Origin of the sequence: Leifsonia sp. 71-9 (genome assembly GCF_001898805.1) — a bacterium.
GTDB lineage: Bacteria > Actinomycetota > Actinomycetes > Actinomycetales > Microbacteriaceae > Leifsonia.
Genome location: NZ_MKVJ01000003.1, coordinates 82,525 through 107,544 on the forward strand (window position 1 = coordinate 82,525; position 25,020 = coordinate 107,544).

The following is a 25,020-nucleotide window of genomic DNA, read 5'->3' on the forward strand; positions in this document are numbered from 1 at the left end:
TGGGGCAACGGCCTCCAGGGCGCGCTCGGACCGGCGGGCAACACCGCGGTGTCCACCCCGATCAAAATCACGGCGACGTCGACGAAATACCGCAAGGTGGCGGCCGGCGGCTACGTCAACCTGGGCAACGGGTCGGTCAACACCGGAACGAGCTTCGCGATCGACACCAACGGCAATCTGTGGAGCTGGGGCTCCTGGAACGGCGGCATGTCCACGGCCTGGACGGTGCTGGGCGATGGAAACCGCGCCAGCCGGAGCACTCCCCGGCAGATCACCACCGGCATCGACTTCGTCGACGTCGCGGCCGGGTGGGAGAAGAACGCGGCCGTCACCCGCGATGGCTACGTGTACACGTGGGGGAGCAACCACTACGCCAGCCTCGCCCTCTCGGACACCTACTCCACGTCGGCGGTGCCGACGCCGACACGGTCCCCGTACCTCAAGAACATCGTGAAGGTCGCCTTCGGCGGACGCACCGCCTACGCCATCGACGGCGAGGGTTTCGCCTGGGTGTGGGGCAACAAGAGTCCGACGCTGGGCGCCAGCACCCTGGGCGGCGCGAGCGCGACCGACTGCAAATGGTCCTCCAGCAGCGAGCAGACGACCGCCTCAGCCGCCGTCTGCGTCCCGGCCCGTGTGCCACGCGGCAGCAATCCTCCGTACACGGACATCTCCGCCGGCGAGTCGAATGTCTACGTTCTGGATGCGGCCGGGGCGGTCTGGAGCTGGGGCGGCAACCGATTCGGCAACACCGGCGACGGCACCCTCGGCACCATCGCGAACAGGGACACCCTCGTCCCGACGAAAGCGATCTTCCCCGCCGGAATCAAGGTGGAGGCGGTCGTCGCCGCGTACTTCGGCGGCGTGGCCGTCGATACGACCGGCGGAGTCTGGACCTGGGGGCGTGTCGGCATGACCGGCACCAACCTCCTCGGCGACGGCCGGAACACGTGGGGGGACCAGGACGGCCAATTGACCCCGAAGAAGGTGAAGTGATGCGACGCGTGAGATCACTCAGACGTCTCCCTGTGCTGCTGCTCGGTGTGCTGCTGGCCATCGTGCCCGCAGCGACCGCAACGGCGGAAACCCACGTGTACGGCGAGGTCGCGATCTACTCGTACGACGATCAGGATGTCAGCAAGGTCAGTATGTCCGGTGACCTGCTCGCTGTGAGCCGCACAGGCCGTGCGGTCGAGGTGATGCGTGTCGACGACACGGGGGCCAAGCTGGACTCCGATACCGTCCCGGCGCCGGAGGGCATGACGCGTTTCGGCTACTCGATCGCGATCGACGAGGCGAGCGGGCGTCTGTTCGTGGGGACGAACGACTCCGTCGTGCTCGAGTACGTTCTCTCGACCGGAGGGGGAGGCTGGCGCTGGCTCCCGGGCAGGACCTTCGTCGCGGCCGGATCGAGCGGCTTCGGGGAATCCCTCTCCGTGCACGGCGATCGGCTCGCCGTGGGCGCATACGACACCGATTTCGGCGCGGGCGCCGCCTACGTCATCGACCTCGGATCGGGTGCCGTGCAGCGCGCGGGCGTCACCGGCCTCTATCTGACCGCCGGCATGGGAGACGAAGTCCTCCTCACCGACCGGTACCTCATCGCCAACGCGCACATGATCAAGAAGTGGCCGGGCGATGGCAGGAGCATCCAGACGGGCGGGGTCTACATCTGGGATCTCGCTGACCTGTCCGCCCCGCTCACGTTCCTCGACCATCCTCTCTGGGGGGTCGACGTCGCGGAGCACAAGACGCGGATCTACGAGGACGCGGGCGGAACCGCGGGCTTCGGTTACCAGATCGCGGTGACGGACGATTACCTCTGGGTCTCGTCCCCCGCGGACATCAACTACACCTCCGACGATCTCCGCGATCCGGTCGGCGGCATCGTCCAATCCGCACTCGATTCCGGCACCACGACCCAGGGCGCGATGTACCGCTTCTCGCTGGGCGACTTCACGCAGGTCGGCCCGAGGATCATCCCCCCGCCGCACGAATTCAGCATGGGCCACAACATGACCGCCGTCGGCAACGCCGTGCTCGTCTCGGCCGAGACCAACGCGGACGGGCGAACCGGACGCGTGCATGTCTACGATGCCGACGCGATCCCCACGACGGGGACCCCGGGGGATCTGATGCGTCAGCAGCCCGAACCGGTCCAGGACTTGCAGGGCTCGGACTCACGGCCGGGCGACCGGTTCGGTGCCCTCTACTCGAACGGCGTGCTCGCTGCCGACGGCGGCCGGGCGATCATCGCCAGCAAGGGGTCGGCCGGTGGGTCCCGCGGCAAGGCCTACCTCTTCTCCCCGATCGTCCCGAACGTCGTCGAGTGGCCGATGACCTTCGAGGCCCCGGACATCGTCTACGGCCAGGAGGGACGCATCGTCGCGAGCGTTCCGGGTCTGACCGGGCCAGTACGGGTCACGCTCGCACTCGACGGGGACGAACGGGAGGCGGACACGAATGCGGACGGGGTCGCGGAGTTCGTCTTCCGGCCCGCGCAGCATCCCGCCGGGACGTATCCCGCCGAGGTCTCCTTCCTCGCTCGGGGTGGACTGGACTCTGGACATGCGACCGGTGAGTACGTCGTCCGCAAGGCGCCGACCACCGTCGTGAACACGAAGGTGGAGGTGCGCTGATGGTCCGGACGACCTTCGCCCCGCTGATCCGCACGGCCGTCGGCCTGTCGCTCTCGGCACTGATCGCGGCGGGCATGCTCCTCGCCGGCGGTGTCGGCCCGAGCACGACCACCGCCGCCTACCATGACGACGCCTATATGAATCTCTCGATGACGGTCGTTGACAAGCGCACCGCCGTCATCACCGGCCGAATCGAGGCGCAGTACGGCACCATCCCGACTGGCACGGTCACCCTGGTGCGCGGCGCGGACACCCTGGCAACGGCGACGCTCGACGCCGGCGCCTATCGGTTCGAGCTCGCCGTGCCGATGACGTGGTCCGGAGACGTGGAGCTGGAGGTCGTCTACGGAGGCGACGCCAACCACGACGCCAGCCGGAGCGCCGTCACGGTCTCCCTGGGCACCTGAGACGGCCGATTCTGAGGGTTTTCTGAGGATCGCGCGGTAAGATGTCAGATTCTCGTTACCGAACCATCGGAGGTGGCCATGAAGACGTTCGTTCGTCGTGTCGGCAAACTGAGCGCGGACGAGATCGCGCGTCTCGTCGAACTGCAGCTCGCTGCCCAGCGCAATGGCCGGGCGGCCCTGGAGAAGACCGCGCGCGTGAAGGTCTCGCGCCTCGATGCCGAGCACGATCTCGTCGCCGAGATCGACGGGGCGTTCCTCGAGTCGGCCCGCGCGGTCGGCTACGTGGGCGCACGTCAGGCCGCCCAGTCGGCGGTCCGGTGGGCGGGCCTCGGTGAGGCCTACCGGGAGCAGCTGGAACCGGAAGAGGTCGAGGCCCTGCAGGCGGTCTGGACGGCGGCGATCGCCAAGCGCTGACACGCAGCGCACGAGCGCAGCAGTCCGGGCCCGCCGACAGCGGGCCTTTTTCGTACGCCGTGGAGAGATCGCCCACACCGTATGATCCGAGCATGACGCGCGTACGAGCGGAGCGGCCCCCGGCCGAGCTGGTCGTCGCCATCGTGCTGTCGTACGTGGTCGGGATCGAGCAGATCGCGGCCGGGATCGTGCTGGTGTTCGTGCGCTACGCCGACGGACTCGACGGCGCGGAGCGGTTCATCGTGACCCTGGTCGGCGCGTTGACGATGCTGCTCGGGCTGCTGGTCGTCTCGCTGGCATCCGGTCTCGGCCGGGCCCGGCGGGACGCGCGCGTGCTGCTCACCGTGCTCATGTCGGTGTCGATCGCGCTCGGCGTCTACGTGCTGATCACCTCGCCCGGCGACCTGTGGTTCCGGCTCATCGACGTGCTCGTCACGGCCGCAGTGATCGCGGTGCTGTGGACGGGGCGGGTGGCACGCTTCTTCGCACGAAGCGTCGGTGCGCGAACCGGATGATCTCGATCGCGCCGATCGTCGCCAGCGACGTGACCAGCACGAGCAGGGCCGTCACCAGCGACGGATCCGTGAACTGCAGGAAGTCGTAGACGATCGGCACCGAGTAGACCAGCACGAGGCCGATCATCATCGCGCCGATGATGAGGATCTTCCACCCGTCGATCGGCCGGGAGAGCACCGTCAGCACCCAGAGCCCGACGATGGTGAGGATGAGCGTCGACCCGGTGCGCAGCTCTGGCTCGCGGATGCCGGCGGAGGTGGCCGTCCAGGCGTAGAACCAGAGAGCCCCCGCGATCACCAGACCGGCCGGCAAGGCGAAGCTCAGCGACCGCCGCAGGAAGCCCGGCCGGTAGCGCTGGGCGTTGGGCATGAGCGCCAGGAAGAACGCGGGCAGGCCGATGGTGAGACCGTCGATCACCGAGAGCTGCCGGGGCAGGAACGGGAACTGCATGAGCGTCGCCCCGAAGATCACGGCCAGGGCGGTCGCGTACGCCGTCTTGGTCAGGAACAGCATGGAGACGCGCTCGATGTTCGCGATGACCTGCCGCCCCTCGGCGACGACCGAGGGCAGGTGCGAGAAGCGACCGTCGAGCAGCACCAGGCGCGCCACGGCCTTCGTCGCGGGGGAGCCGGTCTCCATCGCGATGCCGATGTCGGCCTCCTTGATCGCGAGGGCGTCGTTCACGCCGTCGCCCGTCATGGCGACGGTGTGCCCGGCGGCCTTGAGCGCGATGACGATCCGCTTCTTCTGCGTCGGGGTGACGCGGCCGAAGACGGTGTGCTCCTCGAGCACGGCGGCGAGGCCGGCGTCGTCCTCCGGCAGCTCGCGCGCGTCGAAGCCGGTGGGCGCGTCGAGCCCGACTTCGCGGGCGATGGCGGCGACGGTCTGCGGGTTGTCGCCGGAGATCACGCGCACGGCGACCTCCTGCTCGGCGAAGTAGCGGAGGGTCTGCGCCGCGTCCTCGCGGATCTTCTCGCGGAAGGTGAGCAGCGTGACGGGTTCGAGGGCGGCGGGCAGCTGCTCCGCCGTGACCTGCGCCGGCGACAGGACCTCGGGCGAGAACGCGAGGACGAGGGTCCGGCGGCCCGTCGCCGCGAGCTCGACGGCCTGGGCGCGCAGGCGCTCGCCGCCGGTGCCGGCCGCCGGGAACACCATCTCGGGCCCGCCGAGCACCCAGGTGCCGCCGGCGTCGGTGTCGGACGCGAAGGCGATCGCGCTCCACTTGCGGGCGGACGAGAACGGGATGCGCGCGACGGGCTCCGCGGCCGGAGGCGTCGAGAAGGGCGCGGCCAGGCAGCGCGCCGTGGCGTTCGCGTCCGGGTCGGCGCCGTACCAGGCCAGCACCTCCTGCCAGCCCGCGGGCGGCTCTGAGCCGGCCGGATGCTCGCCGTCGAAGACGATCTCGCCCTCGGTGAGGGTGCCGGTCTTGTCGAGGCAGATCGTGTCGACGCGCGCCAGCCCTTCGACCGCCGGGAGCTCCTGCACGAGGACCTGCTGGCGGGCGAGCTTCACCGCGCCGACCGCGAACGCGATGCTCGTCATCAGCACGAGCCCGAGCGGGATCATCGCCACGACCGCGGCGATGGTGTTGACCGCGGCCTCCTGCCACTTGCCGTCCGAGATCGCGCGCGCCCAGCCGCCGAGGGCGATCATCTGCGCGTTGAGCACGAGCAGCGCGATCGGCCCGACGATCCAGGCGATCCAGCGCAGCACGCGGTCGATGGAGGAGCGCAGCTCGCTGGCCACCAGGGAGAACTTCTTGGCCTCGCTCGCGAGCCGGTTCGCGAACGAGTCCGCGCCGACGGCGGAGACCTGGGCGCCGCCCTCCCCGCCGACGACGATCGATCCGGAGAGCACCCGGTCGCCCGGCGCCTTGTCGACCGCGTCCGATTCGCCGGTCAGCATGGACTCGTCCAGCTGCAACCGGGACGACGCGGTCACGACCCCGTCGGCCGGCACCTGGTCGCCGGCGCGGAGCAGCAGGAGGTCGTCGATCACGACCTCCGCCACCGGGATCTCGCGCACCTCCCCGTCGCGCCGCACCCGCGCCGCCGGTGCGTGCATGAGCGCGAGCTTGTCGAGGGCGGCCTTCGCGCGGAACTCCTGCACCGAGCCGATGATCGTGTTGGCCAGGGCGCTGATGCCGAAGAGGGCGTCCTTCCAGTGCCCCAGCACGAGGAGGACGAGGAAGCACACGCCGATGATGGCGTTGAACAGGGTGAAGACGTTGGCGCGGACGATGCTCCAGGCGCTGCGGCTCGAGGCCGCGTCGTAGGCGTTGGTCTGCCCGCGCGCGACCCGCTCGTCCACCTGGGCCTGCGTCAGCCCCTCGGCCTCCGCGACCGCCCGATCGCCCATCCGCCCCTCCGCTCCCGCGTCGGAGTCAGCGTACGGCACGGACCGATCGAGCGGTCGCCGGGGAGCGGCTACGCGCCGCGTACCGCGAAGCGCAGCGTGCGCACCTCGAACGGCGCGAGCACGAGGTCGAACGCCCCGTCGTCCGCGGCCGCGAGTGCGCTGATCGGCTCCTCCAGCAGCGTGGTGGTGTTCGCGTTGGCGACCACCGCATCCACCCGCACCCGGGCCGTCGCGCGCCGCCCGGCCGGCTCGTACAGCCGCACGACGAGGTCGCCGCTGCGGTCGTCGGCGAGCTTGACGCTGGAGAGCAGCGCCCCGCCCTCCACCGTCACCAGCGGCGTCACCTCGTGCGCTCCGTGCAGTGTGCGCGCGTCCTGGTTCAGGAGGATGCCGGCCTCCGTCGCCTCGGTGAGCGTCGTGCCGATCACCAGGCCGTAGCGGTGCGTCTGGACGCCCTGGTCGGTCTCCGGGTCGGGGAAGCGCGGGGCGCGCAGCAGCGACAGGCGCAGGGTCGTGGTGACCTCCCCGTCCGTCACCGTGCGCTCGGTGTCGTAGCCGTAGACCGAGTCGTTGACGAGCGCGACGCCGAAGCCCGGCTCCTCGACCAGCACGAAACGGTGCATCGAGGTCTCGAACTTGGCCGCCTCCCACGAGGTGTTCGTGTGCGTCACCCGCTTCTGCGCGCCGAACTGCGTCTCGGCGATGGTGTGCTCGGCGCGGACGTCGAGCGGGAAGGCGACCTTGAGGAATTTCTCCGTCTCGTGCCAGTCGGTCGATTGGGCGATCGCGAGGGTCCGGGAGCCGGGGGCGAGCTCCAGCGTCTGCTCCAGGGTCGACTCCGAGAAGGAGCGCCGCACGGTGACCCGCGCCACGCCGTCCGCGTCGATCCGCGCATCGAGGGCGTCGACGCCGCGGAGGTCCTCGACGCGGTTGCGGTAGAACCGGTCGACATCCCACGCGTCCCACATGTTCGGGAAGTCCTGGTGCAGTTGCAGGAGGTTCGCCTCGCGCCCGGGGGGGATCGCGTCGCGGCCCGTCGCGAGGTCGATCGCGGAGGTGACGAGTCCCTCGCGCGACACCGTGACCGAGACGAGGCCGTTCGCCAGCAGGAAGCCGTCGCCGGTCTCGGTCAGGGTCGCGGCCGTCCCGTGCGCCGTCGCCGCTCCGATCGCGTGCGCCGCCGTCGCGCCGAGACCCGCCGCCGCCGGGTTGGCCACCAGCGCCCGGTCGCCCTCGCCGACGAGCGCCCGCAGCGCGGCCGCGATGAGACCCTCCAGCTCGGCGACGACGCGCGCGTACGTCTCCACGGCCTCCCGGTGCACCCAGGCGATGGAGGTGCCGGGCAGGATGTCGTGGAACTGCAGCAGCAGCACCTGCTGCCACAGCGCGTCGAGGCGTTCGTACGGGTAGTCTGCACCGGCCCGAATCGCGGCGGCCGAGCACCACAGCTCCGCCTCGATCAGCAGGTGCTCGGCCCGCCGGTTGCCCTGCTTGGTGCGGTGCTGCGAGGTGAGCGTCGCCCGGTGCAGCTCGAGGTAGAGCTCGCCCACCCAGACCGGCGGGTGGGCGACCTCGGCCCGTGCCCGCTCGAAGAAGGCGTCGGGATGCTCCCACGCGACGCGCGCGCTGCCCTCCAGATCGGCCAGGCGGGCGGCCGTCCCCACCATCTCCCGGGTCGTCCCGCCGCCGCCGTCGCCCCAGCCGACCGGCGCGATCGATCCCGTCGCGTGGCGGTTCTCGCGGAACTGGCGGGAGGCCTTCGCCACCTCCTCGCCCGAGAGCCGCGAGTTGTACGTGTCCATCGGCGGGAAGTGCGTGAACACCTGCGAGCCGTCGATGCCCTCCCAGAGGAAGGTGTGGTGCGGGAACGTGTTGACCTGGTTCCACGAGATCTTCTGCGTGAAGAACCACTCGAAGCCTGCGCGGCGCATCAGCTGCGGCAGCGCGGGGGAGTAGCCGAAGCTGTCGGGCAGCCAGACGCCCTTGGGCGCGATGCCGAACTCCCGCCGGAAGAACCGCTGGCCCTGGCTGAACTGCCGCACGAGCGCCTCGCCCGTCGGCATCACCGTGTCGGACTCGACCCACATTCCGCCGAGGGGCAGGAAGCGCCCGGCGGCGACGGCCGCGACGATCCGCTTCCACACCTCGGGCCGGTGCTCCTTGACCCACGCGTACTGCTGGGCGCTCGACATCCCGTAGACGAAGTCGTCGGTCTGGTCGATGAGGTCGGCCATCGAGGAGGTCGTGCGCGCCACCTTGCGCACCGTCTCGCGCACCGGCCACAGCCACGCGGAGTCGATGTGCGCGTGCCCGACCGCCGAGATGCGGTGCGCGGACGCGTCGGCCGGAGCGGCGAGGGCGGGTGCGAGGGCCGCACGGGCCGCGGCCGCCGTCGCCGGGATGTGCTGCAGATCGAGCGCGTCGAGCGCGTCGTCGAGGGCCTGCAGGATGCGCATGCGGCGCGGGCCGACGGGCAGCTCGGCCTGCAGCTCCAGCAGCACCGTGATGTCGAGGGCCAGCTCGTGCACCTCGGGCTCGAACACCGCGAGATCGAATCGGCGGGTCGTGTAGATCGGCTGCCGCGACGAGGTCAGGATGTCGCCCTCCTGCGTCGGCAGGAAGGGGTGGTAGTCGAGCAGGACGGGGTTGGCCGCCGCCTCCACGTACAGTTCGACGGCGTCGCCGCCCTCCGCGCTCTCGGCGACGAGCACCCACTGGTTGCGCGGGTTGATCGACTTCACCGGCGTCCCGTCCGGCCGGTAGACGAGGCCCTCGCACTGGAAACCGGGCATGTTCTTGTCGAACCCGAGGTCGGCGATGATCTCGACGCGTCGCCCCGCCCAGTCCGCGGGCACCGTCCCGGTCAGGCGGAACCACGTCGTCCCCCACGCCGGTCCCCACGGCGTTCCGACCGCGTACGGCGTGTACTCCAGGGCGAGCCCCTCCGCCGGCGGGATCGGCTCCCCCGGCAGCTCGTGCCAGGCGACCTCCAGCGGGACCGAGACGCTGTGCGCCGCAGGCAGGATGCGCTCGTCGAGCACGCGGCGGGCGCGGCCGGTGGTGAGGGTGATGTCGTCGTGCATGTGTTCCTTCAGCTTTCTGTGTGGGCGACGGCGAACGGCTCGTCGATGAGTCGGTGGATGCCGCGGGCGCGCAGGGCGGCCGGGTCGGCGGAGCGGGATCGGAGGACCACCTGCGGACCGCGCCCGAGCTGCTCGGCCGCGGCGAGCCACGCGAGCGAGAACGCACCCCCGGGGGCGCACGCGCGACGGGAGTCCGGCAGCGGGCGGCCCTCGGCGTCGACGTCGTCCAGCACGATCGCCGTCTCCGGTGCGGTCGCGGCGGGCGAACCCCGCAACTCCGCGGCCAGCTCGGCGAAGCGCGCGCCCACCGGCTTCAGGACGCCGTCCGACGAGAACAGCCCGAGGTCGTACTCCAGCTCCGGGAAGTCGACGAGCGCGCGCGAGACGTCGTGCGAGCACCACCAGGTGACGCCGAACGCCTGCTGCACGTCCGCCGCGTTGCGGATGGTGCGCTCGACGAACTCCGGTGCGTCGCCCGGGGGGATGACGTTGGTCGGCGCGCCGACCTCCTGCAGCCAGTTCGGCCGCCGCGGGTCGCGGTTCCAGGCGGCCGCCAGCTGCATCAGGTATTCGCCGTGGCGCACCGAGCCCTCGCCCAGCGGGCCGTGGATGCGCGCGGCGCCGTTGAACACCCAGGAGTGCGTCACGGTCATGTCGCCGTGCTCGGCGGCGTGCCCGGGGCCGAACGGCTGGTCGTCGTCGTACCAGGCGGCGTCGTACTGGGCGACGGTGACCGCCGGCGCTCCCGGTCCCGCTTCGCTGCCGCCGAGGCCGTCGCGCGCCGCGGCGACCATCGTGCCGAGCCAGCTCTCCGCCTGGGCGGGGGCGACCGGGTGCGGGGCGGGATGCGGCGCGTGCGCGAACTGGTTCAGCTCGTTGCCGATGGTGAGGCCGAGCAGGTTGGGCCGCCCGGCCAGGGCCGAGGCCAGCTGCCGCACGTACGCGGCCGTGGATCCGACCACGTCCGGGTCGGTGAACAGGTTGCGGCGGTGCCAGCTCTCGAGCCACGACGGCACGAAGTCGAAGCTCGACAGGTGGCCCTGCAGGGCGTCGACGTTGGCGTCGAGCCCGAACGAGGCGGCGATGTCGACCACCTGCACGATGTCGGCCAGGGCGGACGCCCGCACGAGGGAGCGGTTCGGCTGCACGAGCGGCCAGAGCGGGAAGATCCGCACATGGTCGGCGCCCAGGGAGGCGATGGCCTCGAAGTCGCGCGCCACCGCCGACGGGGTGAAGTCGAGCCACGAGTGGAACCAGTCCGCGGAGGGGGTGTAGTTGACGCCGAATCGCATCAGCCCTTCACACCTCCTTCTTCGACGCCCTTGAAGAAGAACCGCTGCAGCACCGCGAAGACGATCGCGATCGGGATGAAGGCGATCATGGTGCCGGCAGCGATCAGCCGTTGATCGTTGGAGAAGGTGCCCTGCAGGTATTGCAGGCCGACCGTCAGGGTGAGGTTATCCGGCGACTGCAGCACGATCAAGGGCCAGAGGAAGTCGTCCCAGGCGCCGATGAACGCGAAGATGGCGACCACCGCGATCGTGCCCTGCACGACCGGCAGCGAGATGTGCCACAGCCGCTGCCAGGCGTTGGCGCCGTCCATCACCGCGGCCTGGTCGATCTCCTCCGGCAGCTGGCGGAACGCGTTGTACATCAGCAGCACGTTGAGCGCGGCGATCATCCCGGGCAGCGCGACACCGGCGAGGGAGTCGGCGAGGCCGAGATCCTTGATCGTCACGAACTGCGAGATGATCGTCGCCTCCCCCGGCAGCACCAGGGTCGCGAGGAACAGCCCGAGGACGACCTTGCGCCCGCGCCACCGCAACCGGGCGATCGCGAAGCCCGCGAGGGTGGCGAACACGATGTTGCCGATCACGTCGATCGCCGCGACGACCAGGGAGTTGCCGATGTACAGCCACACCGGGATCGCGTCGGCCACCTTGGCGTAGTTCTCGAGGGTCGGCTGCGACGGGATGAACGACGGGGACGCCGTGTAGATGTCCTCTCCACTGCCCTTGAGCGACGTCGAGAGCTGCCACAGGAACGGCCCGACCGTGATGAACAGCACCACGAGGAGGAGGACGTATCGGGAGATGCGCTCGCCGCGGGACATGACGCCCCACGCCCGGCGACGTCGGCGACGGGGCGGCTCGGTGCGCGGCGCCGCACCTCCGGGCTCCGGAACGATCGGCGCCGGGGTGTCTGCGATGGTCTGGGTCATCGGTCCGCCTTGTTGTTGATCCGGGCGAGGACGAGCATCGGCACGAGCGTCACGGTGAACAGCAGCAGGCTGAGCGCCGACGCGTAGCCGAGGTTGCCGGTGAAGCCGCGGGCGTACTGCTGGATGAGCATGACGAGCGACTGGTCCTGGCCTCCCGGCCCGCCCGTCCCGTTGGTCAGGATGTAGAGCTCGCTGAACACCCGCAGGGCGGAGACGCAGACGAGGATGCCGATCAGCGTCATCGTCCCCCGCACGCCCGGCACGGTGACCGACCAGAACCGCCGCATGGTGCCCGCGCCGTCGATCGCGGCCGCCTCGTGGAGCTCGTTGCCGACGTTCGCCAGGGCGGCGAGGAAGATGATCATGTAGTAGCCGAGGCCTTTCCAGACCGTGAGGCTGATCGCGCTGAACAGCAGCAGCCACCGGTCGGTGAGGAACGGGATCGGGCCCTGGACGACGCCGAGCGCCTTCGCCATCTCGTTGATCACGCCGCGGTCGTCGAGGATCCAGGTCCAGATGAGCCCGACGACGACCGCGGACGCGATCACCGGCGTGTAGAACGCCGTGCGGAAGAACGCGATGCCCGCCATCCGCTTCTGCACCAGCATCGCCATCAGGAGCGGGAGGATCGTCAGCAGCGGCAGGCAGACCGCCATGTAGATGACGCTGTTGAGCAGCGCCTCCCACACCTGCGGGTCGGCCAGCAGCTGCTCGAAGTTCTTCAGCCCCACGAAGTCGGTCGCCCCGCCGAGCGGGCTCGCGTCGGTGAACGAGAGCCGGACGGTGTTGATCGACGGCCAGACGCTGAAGACCAGCAGCCACAGCAGCGCCGGGGCGACCAGGATCCAGGGGGTGAACCAGCGGTTCGCGCGCACGGACGGTCAGCCGTTCGCCAGCATGCTGTTCATCTTGTTCTGGGCGGTCTGCAGGGCGTCCTTCGCGCTCACGTCGCCCTTCATGGCGAGGGCGATCTGCTGGTCGAGCACGGTGGTCATGGCGGAGTTCGCCTGCACCGGGGTGAGGTTCTCGGCGGTCTTCAGCGCCTCGTTGGCGAGCACGCGGGCCCGGCCGTTCGTCGTGCCGTCGTCCTTCGAGAAGAACGGGTCGGACTGCGACGACACGGTCGACGGGAAGATGTTGACGAGACGGGCGAACGCCTCCTGGTTCTTCGCGTTCGTGAGGAACTCGGCGAACGCCTTCGCCGTGGCGGGGTGCTTCGACTTCGCCGAGACGCTGACGCCCTGCACGTACAGCGGCGGGGTGTCGAGCGCCGCGGAGACGGCGACGTTGCCCTTCAGCGACGGGTTGTTCTTCTCGAAGTCGGCGAGGCTGGTCGCGCCGCCGGTCGTCCAGGCGACCTTGCCCTGGGTGAACAGCGTGGAGTTGCCGAGGTAGTCGCTGTTCAGCACCGACGGGGGCAGGAGGCCGTCCCGGTAGGCGGCGGTGTAGCGCTCGAGGAGCTCGGCCGCCTTCGCCGAGTCGGCGAAGACGAACTTCGTGCCGTCGCTATTGAGCACGTCGACGCCGGCGAGGGTGAAGTCGCCGAGACCGGGCTTGCGGCTCATGAGGTAGTCGTCGGGGCACGCCGCGTGCATCGTCGCCGCCTGCTCGAACAGCTGGTCGGTGGTGGCCGGCGGGGCGGCAGGGTCCAGGCCGCAGGCCGAGAGCATGGTGGTGTTCCAGTAGTTGACGTCGGTGTTGAGGTACCACGGGTAGCCGTAGACCCCGTCGAGGCCCTTGTACTCGTAGGCGTCGAGCGCCCCGGCCACGTAGGTCTTCTCCAGGTCGGATGAGCCCGCGCCGACGTCGGCGAGGAAGCCGCGTTTGGCGAGCGGGTAGGCGATGTCCGGCGGCAGGTTGATCACGTCGGGCAGCGAGCCGGAGGCCGCCTGGCTGAGGACCTTCTCCGCGTAGCCGTCGCCGGGCTGGTCGACCAGCGTGACCTTCGCTCCGGGATGCGCCTTCTCGAAATCGCTCGCGACCCCTTTGAGGTAGCCGGTGAACTTCGGCGTGAGCGCCCAGGTCTGCAGGGTGATGGTGCCGGTGGTCGAGCCGTCGGAGCCGGCGTCGCCGTCGCCGGCGGCGCAGGAGGTGAGGAGGGCGGCGGTCGCGGCCGCGGCGCCGATCACGCCGACGGCGCGGGCGAGGGCCGACCGCCGGAACAGGGAGTGGGTGCGGTTGCTCATCGTTTCGGACTCCTTCGTTCGCAGATGACTAGAGCGCTTTAGCGACGGAATCCTCGATGAGTCCGCCGCGCCCTGGTCTAACATTTATGACGCACTAAAGCGGTATAGTCAAGCCTCACCCGGCAGGATGGGGAGGTGGCACCCGACACAGAGGAGAACGACCTGACTCCGCCCAAGCGCGCGACGATCGCGGACATCGCCGTCCGCGCCGGCGTCTCGCCCGGCGCGGTGTCGTTCGCGCTCAACAACCGCCCCGGCGTCTCGGAGGAGACGCGCGCCCGCATCGTCCAGATCGCGCAGGAGCTGCACTGGCGCCCGCACTCGGCCGCCCGCGCCCTCGGCGGGGCGCGCGCGGGAACGATCGGCTTCGTCCTGAACCGCCCGGCCCGGACGCTGGGGACGGAGACGTTCTTCGGGGATCTGATCTCGGGCATCCAGCTCGGGCTGACCGGCTCGCACACCGGCGTCAACCTGCTCGTCGCGCGCGATCTGGCCGAGGAGCTCGACACCTACCAGGAGTGGTGGAACGGCCACCAGGTGGACGGCGTGATCGTCGTCGACCCGCGCGAGGAGGACGCCCGCGTCGCCCTGCTGGCCGAGCTCGGGATGCCCGCGGTCGTCGTCGGTTCGCGCCCGTCGGCGGAGGGGGCGCCCCCCACGGTCTGGATCGACGACTCCGAGGCCGCCCTGACGGTCTTCGGCTACCTGCATGCGCTCGGCCATACCCGCATCGCGCACGTCGCGGGCGTCGAGGCGTTCGAGCACACCCGCATGCGCACGGCCGCGCTGCAGGCGTTCGCGGCGTCGGCGGGCCTGACGTTCGCGCAGTCCCTGCCGACCGACTACTCGGCCGAGCAGGGCGCCTCCGTGACCCGCGCCCTGCTGTCGCGCGCCGAGCCGCCGACCGCCATCGTCTACGACAACGACGTGCTCGCGGTCGCCGGGCTGGGCGTCGCGGCGGAGATGGGCGTCCCCGTGCCGGAGCGGCTCTCGATCGTCTCGTTCGACGACTCCGTGATGGCCCGCCTCGTGCGGCCGTCCCTCACCGCGCTGCGACGGGACACGGTCGAGCTCGGCGAGCGCGCCTCCCGGCTCCTCCTCGACCAGATCGAGGACGGACGCGTCCTGGAGTCCCGCCAGGGTCCGTCGCTGACGCTCGAGGTGCGCGACTCCACCGCGCCGCCGGCGTGACGGCGCGGTGGAGCGGGGTCACGGCCGGTACTGCGACGGCTGACCGTACAGCGCGGTGGTGAGCGCGCTCACGTAGGAGCTGCGGTCGCCGTTCGGCAGGTTGTACGTCATGAACACGCCGTACCCGTCGGCGATGGTGCGCTTCGCCAGCCCGGTCGCGACGCTCACCGGCGTCGATCGGATGTCGACGGCCGCCGCCGATAGCTGGGCCTTCGTCAGGCCCGGGATGGCCGGCGCGTTGTAGGTGCCGTAGTAGGCGTTCCACGCGTAGGTCAGCGTGGAGGCGACGGCGGGCGTCGCCGAGCGGAGGGCCGTCGACGCCGGCCCGATGTCGTAGAAGGAGAGGACCGCATCGGGGAGGCGGCCGCGGAGCGCGGTGAGCAGCCAGCCGATCGACTGCTGGTTCGGCCGGGCCGTCCCGTCGACGCCGTAGTCGGAGTACTCGTCGTCGAGATCGACGCCGTCGAGGCCGTAGCGTGTGACCGCGTCCGCGACCTGTGCGGCGAACGCGTCCGCCTGCGCCGGCGTCGTGAAGTTGCTGACCCCGGCGCCCTGGTGGTTGCCGAGGACCGAGAGGAGGACCCGGATGCCGCGGGCCTGCAGGGGGCGGATCTGCGTGGCCGCGTTGTCGAGCGTCCACTGCACCCGCTCGTTGAGGTGGAGCTGCGCCTGCGTGCCGTCGCGGTTGACGTTCGCGGCGAAGATGATGGCCACGTCGAAGGCGTTCCCTCCGTCGGCCAGCCGGTACGCGCCGACGTTCGCGAGGTCAGAGTCGTTCACCTCGACGTAGGCGACGCTCGTCGGCGCGTTCGCGCGGCCGCCGCCGGGGGAGGCCGCCGTTGCCGTGGCTGCGCTGGCGGGCCCGGCGAGGAGCGCGACGACTCCCGCCGCAGCGATGGCGGCGAGGCCGAGCCGCCGCGGGCGATGGTGGGGGATCCGGGGTCGGTCGGTCATGTCGGGCGCTCCTCATCGAGTCGTCGGCTGCGACGCCGATCGGCGACCGCGCCACCAGGCTGCGAGACTAAATCGCTTGAGTCAAGCGGTGGGGGCACATGTATTCCGGTATCCGCATGTGCCCTCACGCAGCGAAAAGCGACCACGCCTTTCCCGCGCTGTCAATCCCCCTGACACGAGCGCCTGACCGTGCACGTCGTAGGGCACACTAAGAGCATCATGGGAAAACTCGTCTACGGTGCAGGTCAGGAATACGACCTGGATGACCGCGTGCTGAGCCACGTCAAGCTCGCGGTCGTCGCCAAACTCCGGAGGCACGAGAGCTTCCTCCTGAACTGGGACATCCCGGTCGAACAGGGTTCGGGCCGCGTCTCGCTCTGGATCAGCCGCGAGGTCCCGCTGGCGTTCCAGTTCAGCGGCAGCCGGCCCCCGGCGATCAACCCGCAGTGGCTGGAGGCGCTCATGCACACCTCCCAGCGCACCGGCGGCATGGTCGTCATGGCCGAGGACCAGCTCGAGGCGCACCTGCCCGACTGAGCGCGAGGTGGATCGCGACCGATGCGGCGCTCCAGGCCGCCGCGAAGCGATTCATGAGAAAAGTCTCACGCGCGTAACAAACGTCCGTTATGGTGTGATTCACCGAATCTTCACGCGCACATGCAACGCCCGTGCGTGAAAGCGAGTTCGCTCGCAATGAAACTCCGCCACAAGCGCTCTGCACCTCTGCCATACCTGCGCGCTCGCCGAACGTGCAGTCGGACGAAGCATCCCTGGAGGATCACCGTTGGAACCCCGGACCACCTCACCTCGACGACGGATGGCGCGCCCCGTCGCCGCCGTCCTCACCGCCGCTCTTCTCGGCGCGAGTCAGATCGCGCTCACCACCCCGGCCGTCGCCGCTGACGGCAGCCCCGGGGCGGCGACCATCGGAGACTCGCTCTTCCGCGGCATCGGCAACGGAGGCTACGACGTCAAGCACTACGACGTCGCACTCGCGTTCAATGCCGACAAGACGATCACCGCCACGACGGTGATCACCGCCAAGGCGACTCAGGCGCTCTCCTCGTTCTCCCTCGACTTCGAGGGCCTCACCGTCTCGTCGGTGCTCGTCAACGGGGCCCCCGCCACGTTCACCCGGACCAGCGACCCGAGCATCACGTCGTACAAGCTCGTCGTCACGCCGGCGGCGACGATCACGGGAGACTTCACGGTCGCGGTCGCCTATGCGGGCACTCCGGTCACGCACGTGGACCCCGACGGATCGAAGGAAGGATGGGTCTCGACGTCCGACGGGGCGACCGCGCTCGGGCAGCCCGTCGGCAACATGACCTGGTTGCCCAGCAACAACACCCCCGCCGACAAGGCGACCTACGACATCACGATCGACGCCCCCACGACCATTGACGGGGTCTCGGCAGCCGCCGTCAGCAACGGTGAACTGGTCGCGAAGACGCCGAACGGAGACGGCTCCCGCACCTCCTGGCACTGGCGGCAGACGCGGCCCATGGCCACCGAGCTGGCGATGATCACCATCGGCAAGTACCTCGTGTACGAGTCGGACATCGCCCTCGCCGTGAGCGGCCGCACCATCCACGAGTGGACGTTCGTCGACCCGGCCGTCACGACCGCGAACCAGGCGACCATCCAGACGCGGCGCGCCGCGCTCCCCGAGATCCTCAACTATCTCGAGTCGAAGTACGGCGCCTACCCGGGCGGGAGCACGGGCTTCGTCGTCGACATCACGAGCCTGGGCTACGCACTCGAGACCCAGGACCGCCCCTACTTCGAGCGATCGGTCTCGTCCGGCACCTTCATCCACGAGCTCGCGCACCAGTGGTTCGGCGACTCCGTGACGCCGGCCGACTGGAACAGCATCTGGCTGAACGAGGGCCCCGCCACCTTCATCCCCACCCAGTACAACCAGGACCACGGCAGCACCACCACGACGGCCTCGCAGTTGTTCGGCACCTGGAACGCGACCGCCTCGACCGATGCCCGCTGGACGATCCCGCCCGCGGCCATGACCGACCCGGCGGACCTCTTCGACTGGCAGGTCTACACCCGCGGCGCGATGGCGCTGGAGGCGCTGCGCCAGTCCGTCGGGCAGACCGCGTTCGACGCCATCATGAAGAACTGGGTCCAGCGGTACGCCGGCCAGAGCAAGACGACCGAGGACTTCATCGTCCTCGCCGAGGCGCTCTCCGGTCGCGATCTCGGCGCCTTCTTCCAGGACTGGCTGTTCGACGCCGACAAGCCCGCGTGGCCGTCGACGTGGACCCTCGGCCTCGCCTCCGACCCGGTCGACGGCGAGGTCGCACCCGAGCAGGAGATCACCTACACGCTGACCGCGCAGAACACGGGCCAGATCGTGCTCGCCGGCGCGACGGCGACGGTGGACCTCGCCGACGTTCTCGACGACGCGACGATCGACGCGTCGTCGCTGCCGGCCGGCCTGGCGTTGAGCGGCACGACTCTGACGTGGAGCGTCCCGGACACCGCCACCGGCGGTACGGCGACCGTCTCCTTCACCGCCGTCGTCTCGAAGACCTCGTCGGGTGGCACGCTTGCGGCGACCGCCGCGGTAGGCGCGCTCGGTGCGACCTGCGCGACGTGCGCCTCCACGCTCACCACGCCGGTCATTCCCGGTCCGGACCCGATCACCGAGGCCGACCTGACCGACGCGACGCGCGGCCCGGTCCGCGTGCCGGCGACGGCCGTGCCTGGCGGCGTGGTGCACGTGACCCTGCTCGGCGGCGCCAACGAGGGCGAGACGGTCACCCCGGTGCTCTTCTCGACCCCGCGCCCGCTCGCCACGGCCGTCGTCGACGGAGGCGCCTTCAGCGTCACGATCCCGGCCGATGCGGCGCTCGGCGCGCACAAGCTGGCGGTCGTCGACGCGCAGGGCGCCCTGATCGGCTGGGGCGCTCTGACCCTCGTCGCCGCACCGGGTTCGACGGACCCGGGCGCTGGACCGGCCGCCACGGGCGCCGGCACGCTCGCCAGCACGGGTTCGTCGGTGACGCTGCCGCTCGGCATCGCCTCCGGCGCGCTCCTGGCGGGCGTCGCGGCCCTGCTGCTCGCCCTGTGGCGACGCCGCACGGCGACTCGAGCCGCGACCGAGGGCTCGTCGCAGGAGTAGCCTTCGCTCGCGTACAGAGGGCCGCCCGGTCGACGACCGGGCGGCCCTTCGTCTGTCCGCTCGGATCACCCCGCGGCGGCGGCCGCCTTCGCGAGCGCCGTGAACTCCTCCACGCCGAACGCGGTGCCCTGGATGCCCCAGCCGCCCTCGGCGGCCTCGGTGAGGATGACCCAGGTGCGCACCTCGCTGCCGGCGGCCGCGCGGACGATCTCGGTCGCCTCCCGGGTGATGGTGCGCTGGCCGTCGCGGTCGAGGGAGCCGGGCGGGGTCACGATCTGCACGCGCACGATCGGCGCCGTGGGGGTCGCCGCGGTGCCGAGGGCGGTCTCGGGGAGGCGGTGGATGAAGGCCGCCGTGTTGTCGAGGTGGAACGGCCCGGGCTGGGCAACCCCCTCGGCGCGGAGGACGGCGTGGGTGAGCTCGTCGACGAGCCGCACGTCCGCGTCGGCCGGGAAGAGGGTGGTGGGGGCGTAGACGTCGATCATGGGCATGGTGCCTGCTCCTGTCAAAACTATGATGGTATACATAGACGGTAGATTATGACGGTCGTCATAGTCAAGACCCCCGTCGGGATGGAGCACGCCCGTGCCCGCAGACGTCCGTTCGCGCATGGTCGACGGCGCCATCCGCCTGCTCGCCACCCGGGGCCTCGCCGGCACCTCGTTCTCGGAGGTGCTGGAGGTGACGGGAGCGCCGCGCGGCTCGATCTACCACCACTTCCCCGGCGGCAAGGACGAGCTCATCGCCGCCGCCGTCGACCGCTCGGCCGAGAACGCGGTGACGCTGCTCGACCAGCGCGCGGGGGAGCCGGCCGACCGGGTCGCGGAGCTGTTCCTCGACACCTGGCGCCTGCTCCTGACCCGCTCCGGGTTCGAGGCGGGCTGCGCGCTGGTGGCGGTGACCGTGGATGCGGACACCGACGTTCTGCGCGAGCGCGCCGCCGCCGCCTTCACGGCGTGGCGCGGGCACCTCGCCGAGCTCCTCACCCGGGGCGGGCTGCCGGCCGAGACGGCGCAGCGCACCGCGACGCTGCTGCTCGCGGCGGCGGAGGGCGGCGTCATCCTCAGCCGGGCGACGCACGACCTCGAGCCGTTCGACACGGTCGCGTCGGCGCTGCTCGACCAGGTGCGGGCCGGCCTGACCCCCGGAACACCGACCCCCGGCACGCCGACCCCCTGACGAGCGCGACGCCGCGGGGTACCGTGCGCGGCACATCCATCCACGGATGCCGGATGCACGGAGAGGAGCGCATCATGCCGGGACAGCCCCAGCTGAAGGACGAGAAGCTGTACGAGAAGCTGCGCGACGAGGGCGACTCGAAGGAGAAGGCGGCGCGGATCTCGAACGCGGCCGCCGCTCGCGGGCGCTCGTCGGTCGGCCGGAAGGGCGGCGAATCGGGGTCGTACGACGACTGGACCGTGCCCGAGCTGAAGAAGCGGGCCAAGGAGCTCGGCCTCAGCGGCTACTCGAGGAAGAACAAGGCGGCGCTGATCGAGGAGCTCCGCGACCACTGAGCCGGGGGACGGCGGCCTCCGTCGCGCGTATGCTCGCGGCATGGATCTGCGGGAGGTCGCCGGCGAGCTCTATGCCGCCGCGCCCGCCGAGTTCGTGGAGCGGCGGGGCGCTGCCGCGGCAGGAGCCGACCGCGACCTGGCGAAGGAGATCCGCGCCTTCCGCAAGCCGACCGCCTCCGCTGCGGCGATCAACGCGCTGGTGCGCGAGCATCCCGACACTGTCGAGGACGTGCTCGAGATCGGCGACCGGATGCGCGCCGCGTTCGCCGACCGCGACCGGGCGGCGATCCGCGAGCTCACCCGCGACCGCCAGCGGCTGCTGCAGAAGGCCACGCACGGGCTCGGGCTGAGCGCCGCGGTCGAGCGCGAAGTGGAGGAGACGCTGCAGGCGGCCGTCGTGGACGCGGCGGCCGCGGCCGCGGTGCGCAGCGGGATGCTGCTGCGCGCGCTCGAATCCACCGGTGTCGATCAGGTGGACGTCTCCGACGCGGTCGCGCTGCCGGTGGATGTGGACGCGCCGCCGCCCTCGCGGCCCGCGAAGACGGAGGCGAGGGCGAAGACCGGGACCGACGCGTCCCGCGCCGAGCCCGAACCGTCCGACCGTGAGAGCGCGAGTGAGCGGCGCGAACGTCAGCGCCGCCTCCGCACCGCCGAGAAGGCCGTGGAGCGGGCGCGTGCCGAGACGGAGGGCCTGGACGACGAGCTCGACACCGAGGTCGACCGCCGCAGCGACCTGGAGGCCGAACGCGACACCCTGCAGCGCCGGCTCGAACGCACGACCGAGGAGCTCGCCGAGTCGCGCGCAGCCGAACGCGACCTGCGCAAGCGCATCTCGGCGGCGCACACCGCCCTCCGCGCCGCGGAACGCGACCTGCGCGCGGCCCAGGACGAGAACGCCTGACGCGGGCGCCACGGAGCAGCAGAGGGGCGAAACGACGAAGGGCCGCGGCGGATGCCACGGCCCTTCGAGGGGGAACGGGTCAGGCGCGTGGCGCCTTGGCCGCCTTGACCGCGTTGAAGTAGTCGCTCGAGGGGCGCAGCCAGAGCAGCACCACGGCGATGATCGACAGCACCACCTGGAGGGCGCCCGCGCCCAGGCCCGCGGCGACGTTGAGCAGCGAGATCACGGTGAGGACCGTCAGCACGATCCGGGCCCAGTTGGCACCCCGGCGCGCGAAGAACGCGAACAGGACGAAGACGATCGCCCAGAAGATCAGCGTGACGATAGCCCAGGTGGTGCCCAGGGCGATCGCCCCGTCGACGAACTGGTCGGTGGTCACGCCGCGCAGGTCCGTCGAGCTGTTCTGCAGGCTGTCGATCAGCTGCTGCCGCGTGCCGCCGATCGACACGATCGTGATGATCCCGCTGATCACGCTGACGACCGCCGAGGCGATGAACAGCCAGAAGGCCGCGTTGACCGTCGTCGGCGGCGCGCTCGGTGCGACGGCCGGTGCACCCGGCGTGGCACCGTACGCCGGGAAGGCGGACGGCGCGGGAGGCGCGGGCGGGAGGTCGGCGGCGGGCGCGGCCGGGGCGGCCGGCGGCGCGGGAGGCTCGACCGGAGCGGACGGCTCGACCGGAGCGGACGGCTCGGGCGAGGCGGCCGGGGCCGCGTCCGGAGCCGGCGACGCCGGCGGGACGGGCGGGACGGGCGGTGGAGCGTCCGACCCGGCGGGGGCGCCGGTCGGCTCGTGCGGCGTGTTCTCGTCGTTCGGAATTGTCATGCCGCGACCCTACTGCGGGATGGACCGGTCTGACTAGCCTTCCACGCGGGACGCGGGTCCCTCGTCCTGCCCTGCGTGGCCCAGCGGAGACGGCACCGGGGCGAGCGGTTCGGTGGCCGGGCCCTCCAGCACGGAGCCGTCGGGCGCGAACCGGGAGCCGTGCAGCGGGCAGTCCCAGGAGAGCTCGGCGTCGTTCCAGCGGACGACGCCGCCGAGGTGGGTGCAGACGGCTGCGACGGCGCAGGTGACACCGTCGACGGTGGAGATCCCGGCGGGTGCGACGCCTCGCCGGACGACCGCTCCCGTCCCTTCGGCCGGCGTCGGGGCGTCGGCGATCTCGGGCGCGGTGGCGGCGCCCGTCCATCCCGCGGCGGCGGATGCGCCGACGGACGCGTTCATGGCGACGCCCTCGGCGAGGTCGCCCGGGCGGGTCACCCGGTGGTGGAGCACGCGTGCCCACTCGAGCGTCTCGCCGGTGAGGTCGGCGGCGAGACTGAGCGCCGCGGCGACCGCGTTGGTCATGCCCCACTTGGCGTAGCCGGTCGCGAGGAAGACGCGGCCGCGGCCCCGCGGCAGCCAGCCGACGAAGGGTACGTGGTTGGCCGAGCGGTAGTCCTGCGCGGCCCACCACTGCGTGCGCTGGGCGCCCGGGAACCGCGCCTCCGCCCACGACGTGAGCTCGGCGAGCCGCTCCGCGGGGGAGTCGGCGCGGCCGACCGGGTGCCCGTTGCCGCCGACGAGCAGCAGGTCGCCCTGCGCGTCGGTCGCCTGGCGCAGGGAGCGCGCCGGGGTCTCGGCGGACAGGTACATCGCCCGCGGCAGGTCGCCGGGCACGCGGAACGCGGCGACGTAGGAGCGCTCGGCGGCGGTCTTCGCGAAGTAGAGGCCGCGGTCCAGGATGGGCGTGCCCGTCGCGAGCACGACCTGATCGGCCTGCGTGCGGCCCGACGTGCTGGTGACGACGGCGGGGGAGGAGGCCGAGATGGCCGTCACCCGCTCGCCCTCGACCACGCGGCCGCCGAGACGCCGCAGCTCGGCCGTGAGCGCCGCGAGCACGAGCAGCGGGTGCACCTGCGCCTGGCCGCCGAGGGTGAGCGCGCTCTCGACGGCGAACGGCAGCTCGGGCGCGTTCGCTGCGTGAACGGCGGGGAGGCCGGCCGCCCGGAGTGCGGCGAGTTCGGCCTCCAGCTGCTCCGCGCCGTCGCCGGTCGTGGCGTACGTGACGGCATCCCGCACGTCGTAGGGGACGCCCTGGGCGTCGAGGAAGTCGAGCAGCCAGCCCTGGCCGGCCGTGTTGCCGTCCACGTACGCGCAGAGCACGCGGTCGGAGGTGCGGTGACGGATGCCCGCGAGCGTCGTTCCCTGCAGCAGGCTGACCTTGCCGGTCGTGTTGCCGGTGGTGACGGCGCCGACGGTGCGCGCCTCGAGCACCGCGACGCGGCCTCCCGAGCGTGCCAGCATCACGGCGGTCGCGAGCCCGGTCAGCCCCGCGCCCACCACGACCGTGTCGTAGCGGCCGTCCCACTCGAACGGATCGGTGGGGATGGCGGGGGCGGTCTCGAGCCAGAGCGACATCGTCATCCCCTCGGCATCAGGAGAGGGAGTCGAAGTCGAACCAGAACGCGTCGTCCTCGTCGTCGCCGGAGGCGTGATCGGCGGCGGTCTCGCGCGGGATGGTCGCCGTCTCGATGCGCACACGGGTCTGACACGTCACGAACAGCTCCGTCGGCGGCCGGCTCGATTGCGTGATGGCGACGAAGTCGCCGTCGCTGCGGCTCGCCTGGACGACCCGCTCCTTGAGCTCGTCGACCGGCGCACGGTCCACGAAGGTGAAGCGGAGGTCGTCGATGTAGACGTGGAACACCTGCATGCCTCTCCCGCTCGCTTTCCGTCGTCGTCGGATGGGATGTCCCGGCCGATAGTACGCGGCGTGGGATGTTTCGCCAGTGCAGTCGCGCAACCGGGCCGTTCGTCCATGCCGCGGCCGGCTGTCAACCGGGTTGCGCGCGGGTCGTCCAGAGGGTTGCGTGCAGGGTATGACCGATCGCACACGACCCCTGTCCGCCCTGGCGCTCGTCTGCACGCTCAAGCCGTCGCCGGCCGAGTCGAGCAGCCAGCTCCTCGCCACGCAGCTCCTCGACGAGCTCACCACCCACGGCGTCACCGGCACGGCCGTGCGCCTGGCCGACTACGACATCAAGCCCGGCGTCTCGCTCGACGAGGGCGACGGCGACCAGTGGCCGCAGATCCGGCAGCAGGTCATCGCCTCCGACATCCTCGTGATCGTCACCCCGACGTGGATGGGCCACCTCTCGTCGATCGCGCAGCGGGTCCTGGAGCGTCTCGACGCCGAGCTCTCCGAGACCGACGCCGACGGGCGCCCGCTCGTGGAGGGCAAAGTCGCCGTCGTCGGTGTCGTGGGCAACGAGGACGGCGCGCACGCCATCATCGCCGACCTCTTCCAGGGGCTGAACGACGTGGGCTTCAGCATCCCGTCGCAGGGTGCGACCTACTGGAACGGCGAGGCGATGCAGACCGTGGACTACAAGGACCTCGACGAGACCCCCGAGAGCACGGCGAGCACGAACGCGAGCGTGGCGAAGAACGCGGCGCACCTCGCCCGGCTGCTCGCGTCGACGCCGTACTGAGCCGGCGGAGCGCGGGGCGCCCGGGC

General features: G+C 71.2%; 23 protein-coding genes. 12 read left to right on the forward strand and 11 right to left on the reverse strand.

The window, feature by feature from the left end; translation table 11 throughout:
* The 5 genes from BGO91_RS03110 to BGO91_RS03130 form a co-directional block, all read left to right on the forward strand.
* Positions 1-996: hypothetical protein (locus BGO91_RS03110; protein WP_290471409.1), on the forward strand; the 996-nt coding region annotated here is incomplete at its 5' end.
* Positions 997-1,004: 8 nt separating this feature from the next.
* Positions 1,005-2,639: a hypothetical protein gene (locus tag BGO91_RS03115; protein ID WP_290471410.1), complete on the forward strand. Its 1,635-nt coding sequence runs from the start codon at positions 1,005-1,007 to the stop codon at positions 2,637-2,639.
* Positions 2,639-3,046 (forward strand): Ig-like domain-containing protein, encoded by a 408-nt coding sequence (locus BGO91_RS03120; RefSeq protein ID WP_290471411.1) that lies wholly within the window; start codon positions 2,639-2,641, stop codon positions 3,044-3,046. Before BGO91_RS03115 ends, BGO91_RS03120 begins: the two co-directional genes overlap by 1 nt.
* A 72-nt stretch (positions 3,047-3,118) precedes the next feature.
* Positions 3,119-3,460: a hypothetical protein gene (locus BGO91_RS03125; protein ID WP_290471412.1), complete on the forward strand. Its 342-nt coding sequence runs from the start codon at positions 3,119-3,121 to the stop codon at positions 3,458-3,460.
* 92 nt (positions 3,461-3,552) lie between these two features.
* Positions 3,553-3,975 (forward strand): hypothetical protein, encoded by a 423-nt coding sequence (locus BGO91_RS03130; protein ID WP_290471413.1) that lies wholly within the window; start codon positions 3,553-3,555, stop codon positions 3,973-3,975.
* On the opposite strand, the gene BGO91_RS03135 is transcribed toward BGO91_RS03130, so the two are convergent.
* From BGO91_RS03135 to BGO91_RS03160, 6 genes are all read right to left on the reverse strand, one after another.
* On the reverse strand, positions 3,893-6,334 hold the full coding sequence (locus BGO91_RS03135) for an HAD-IC family P-type ATPase (protein ID WP_290471514.1): 2,442 nt from the start codon (positions 6,332-6,334) through the stop codon (positions 3,893-3,895). The two genes, BGO91_RS03130 and BGO91_RS03135, sit on opposite strands and share 83 nt — an antisense overlap.
* 68 nt (positions 6,335-6,402) lie before the next feature.
* Entirely contained in the window at positions 6,403-9,417 is a 3,015-nt protein-coding gene (locus tag BGO91_RS03140; protein ID WP_290471414.1) for a glycoside hydrolase family 38 C-terminal domain-containing protein, read from the reverse strand.
* Positions 9,418-9,425: 8 nt separating this feature from the next.
* Positions 9,426-10,709 (reverse strand): glycosyl hydrolase, encoded by a 1,284-nt coding sequence (locus tag BGO91_RS03145; RefSeq protein WP_290471415.1) that lies wholly within the window; start codon positions 10,707-10,709, stop codon positions 9,426-9,428.
* Complete coding sequence (locus BGO91_RS03150; RefSeq protein ID WP_290471416.1) at positions 10,709-11,638, reverse strand: carbohydrate ABC transporter permease; 930 nt, start codon at positions 11,636-11,638, stop codon at positions 10,709-10,711. The genes BGO91_RS03145 and BGO91_RS03150 overlap by 1 nt, the downstream gene beginning before the upstream one ends.
* Positions 11,635-12,513: a carbohydrate ABC transporter permease gene (locus BGO91_RS03155; RefSeq protein ID WP_290471417.1), complete on the reverse strand. Its 879-nt coding sequence runs from the start codon at positions 12,511-12,513 to the stop codon at positions 11,635-11,637. The genes BGO91_RS03150 and BGO91_RS03155 overlap by 4 nt, the downstream gene beginning before the upstream one ends.
* 6 nt (positions 12,514-12,519) lie before the next feature.
* Positions 12,520-13,824, reverse strand: a complete 1,305-nt coding sequence (locus tag BGO91_RS03160; protein WP_290471418.1) for a sugar ABC transporter substrate-binding protein — start codon at positions 13,822-13,824, stop codon at positions 12,520-12,522.
* A gap of 135 nt (positions 13,825-13,959) precedes the next feature.
* Here BGO91_RS03160 and BGO91_RS03165 point away from each other — a divergent pair, with 135 nt between their 5' ends.
* Positions 13,960-15,015 carry a LacI family DNA-binding transcriptional regulator gene (locus tag BGO91_RS03165; RefSeq protein ID WP_290471419.1) on the forward strand — a complete coding sequence of 352 codons (1,056 nt, stop codon included), beginning with the start codon at positions 13,960-13,962 and terminating at the stop codon, positions 15,013-15,015.
* Between the two features lie 18 nt (positions 15,016-15,033).
* Here BGO91_RS03165 and BGO91_RS03170 read toward each other — a convergent pair whose 3' ends face one another.
* The gene (locus BGO91_RS03170) at positions 15,034-15,969 is read right to left on the reverse strand and encodes an endo-beta-N-acetylglucosaminidase H (RefSeq protein WP_290471420.1); all 936 of its coding nucleotides are present in this window, start codon (positions 15,967-15,969) and stop codon (positions 15,034-15,036) included.
* 219 nt (positions 15,970-16,188) lie between these two features.
* Between BGO91_RS03170 and BGO91_RS03175 the strand changes: the two genes are divergently transcribed.
* Both BGO91_RS03175 and BGO91_RS03180 read left to right on the forward strand, forming a co-directional pair.
* A complete protein-coding gene (locus BGO91_RS03175) occupies positions 16,189-16,506 on the forward strand; it encodes a hypothetical protein (protein WP_290471421.1) in 318 nt (105 codons plus the stop codon).
* 247 nt (positions 16,507-16,753) lie between these two features.
* Entirely contained in the window at positions 16,754-19,108 is a 2,355-nt protein-coding gene (locus BGO91_RS03180; RefSeq protein WP_290471422.1) for a M1 family aminopeptidase, read from the forward strand.
* A gap of 65 nt (positions 19,109-19,173) precedes the next feature.
* Here BGO91_RS03180 and BGO91_RS03185 read toward each other — a convergent pair whose 3' ends face one another.
* The gene (locus BGO91_RS03185) at positions 19,174-19,599 is read right to left on the reverse strand and encodes a hypothetical protein (protein ID WP_290471423.1); all 426 of its coding nucleotides are present in this window, start codon (positions 19,597-19,599) and stop codon (positions 19,174-19,176) included.
* Between the two features lie 94 nt (positions 19,600-19,693).
* Between BGO91_RS03185 and BGO91_RS03190 the strand changes: the two genes are divergently transcribed.
* The 3 genes from BGO91_RS03190 to BGO91_RS03200 all read left to right on the forward strand — a co-directional run bounded on the left by BGO91_RS03190 (position 19,694) and on the right by BGO91_RS03200 (position 21,523).
* Positions 19,694-20,287, forward strand: coding sequence for a TetR/AcrR family transcriptional regulator (locus tag BGO91_RS03190; RefSeq protein WP_290471424.1), 594 nt, complete (start codon positions 19,694-19,696; stop codon positions 20,285-20,287).
* Positions 20,288-20,361: 74 nt separating this feature from the next.
* Positions 20,362-20,622: a Rho termination factor N-terminal domain-containing protein gene (locus BGO91_RS03195; protein WP_290471425.1), complete on the forward strand. Its 261-nt coding sequence runs from the start codon at positions 20,362-20,364 to the stop codon at positions 20,620-20,622.
* Between the two features lie 40 nt (positions 20,623-20,662).
* Entirely contained in the window at positions 20,663-21,523 is an 861-nt protein-coding gene (locus BGO91_RS03200; protein ID WP_290471426.1) for a hypothetical protein, read from the forward strand.
* 79 nt (positions 21,524-21,602) lie between these two features.
* Here the strand turns inward: BGO91_RS03200 and BGO91_RS03205 are convergent, their stop codons facing one another.
* Genes BGO91_RS03205 through BGO91_RS03215 form a run of 3 tightly spaced genes read right to left on the reverse strand, consistent with a single transcriptional unit; the run spans position 21,603 to position 24,216 of the window.
* Positions 21,603-22,346 (reverse strand): hypothetical protein, encoded by a 744-nt coding sequence (locus BGO91_RS03205; protein ID WP_290471427.1) that lies wholly within the window; start codon positions 22,344-22,346, stop codon positions 21,603-21,605.
* 33 nt (positions 22,347-22,379) lie between these two features.
* Entirely contained in the window at positions 22,380-23,921 is a 1,542-nt protein-coding gene (locus BGO91_RS03210; RefSeq protein WP_290471428.1) for an FAD-dependent oxidoreductase, read from the reverse strand.
* Positions 23,922-23,937: 16 nt separating this feature from the next.
* Entirely contained in the window at positions 23,938-24,216 is a 279-nt protein-coding gene (locus BGO91_RS03215) for a hypothetical protein (protein ID WP_290471429.1), read from the reverse strand.
* Between the two features lie 166 nt (positions 24,217-24,382).
* Here BGO91_RS03215 and BGO91_RS03220 point away from each other — a divergent pair, with 166 nt between their 5' ends.
* Positions 24,383-24,994: an NAD(P)H-dependent oxidoreductase gene (locus BGO91_RS03220; protein WP_290471430.1), complete on the forward strand. Its 612-nt coding sequence runs from the start codon at positions 24,383-24,385 to the stop codon at positions 24,992-24,994.
* The last annotated feature ends 26 nt before the right edge of the window (positions 24,995-25,020 follow it).

Bases quoted from the DNA above. Each gene is read 5' to 3' on its own strand.
- BGO91_RS03120 (WP_290471411.1), top strand. From the start codon at position 2,639: ATGGTCCGGACGACCTTCGCCCCGCTGATCCGCACGGCCGTCGGCCTG.
- BGO91_RS03210 (WP_290471428.1), bottom strand. From the start codon at position 23,921: ATGTCGCTCTGGCTCGAGACCGCCCCCGCCATCCCCACCGATCCGTTC.
- BGO91_RS03220 (WP_290471430.1), top strand. From the start codon at position 24,383: ATGACCGATCGCACACGACCCCTGTCCGCCCTGGCGCTCGTCTGCACG.
- BGO91_RS03130 (WP_290471413.1), top strand. From the start codon at position 3,553: ATGACGCGCGTACGAGCGGAGCGGCCCCCGGCCGAGCTGGTCGTCGCC.
- BGO91_RS03215 (WP_290471429.1), bottom strand. From the start codon at position 24,216: ATGCAGGTGTTCCACGTCTACATCGACGACCTCCGCTTCACCTTCGTG.
- BGO91_RS03170 (WP_290471420.1), bottom strand. From the start codon at position 15,969: ATGACCGACCGACCCCGGATCCCCCACCATCGCCCGCGGCGGCTCGGC.
- BGO91_RS03135 (WP_290471514.1), bottom strand. From the start codon at position 6,334: ATGGGCGATCGGGCGGTCGCGGAGGCCGAGGGGCTGACGCAGGCCCAG.
- BGO91_RS03205 (WP_290471427.1), bottom strand. From the start codon at position 22,346: ATGACAATTCCGAACGACGAGAACACGCCGCACGAGCCGACCGGCGCC.
- BGO91_RS03160 (WP_290471418.1), bottom strand. From the start codon at position 13,824: ATGAGCAACCGCACCCACTCCCTGTTCCGGCGGTCGGCCCTCGCCCGC.
- BGO91_RS03195 (WP_290471425.1), top strand. From the start codon at position 20,362: ATGCCGGGACAGCCCCAGCTGAAGGACGAGAAGCTGTACGAGAAGCTG.
- BGO91_RS03150 (WP_290471416.1), bottom strand. From the start codon at position 11,638: ATGACCCAGACCATCGCAGACACCCCGGCGCCGATCGTTCCGGAGCCC.
- BGO91_RS03140 (WP_290471414.1), bottom strand. From the start codon at position 9,417: ATGCACGACGACATCACCCTCACCACCGGCCGCGCCCGCCGCGTGCTC.
- BGO91_RS03185 (WP_290471423.1), bottom strand. From the start codon at position 19,599: ATGCCCATGATCGACGTCTACGCCCCCACCACCCTCTTCCCGGCCGAC.
- BGO91_RS03200 (WP_290471426.1), top strand. From the start codon at position 20,663: ATGGATCTGCGGGAGGTCGCCGGCGAGCTCTATGCCGCCGCGCCCGCC.
- BGO91_RS03175 (WP_290471421.1), top strand. From the start codon at position 16,189: ATGGGAAAACTCGTCTACGGTGCAGGTCAGGAATACGACCTGGATGAC.
- BGO91_RS03145 (WP_290471415.1), bottom strand. From the start codon at position 10,709: ATGCGATTCGGCGTCAACTACACCCCCTCCGCGGACTGGTTCCACTCG.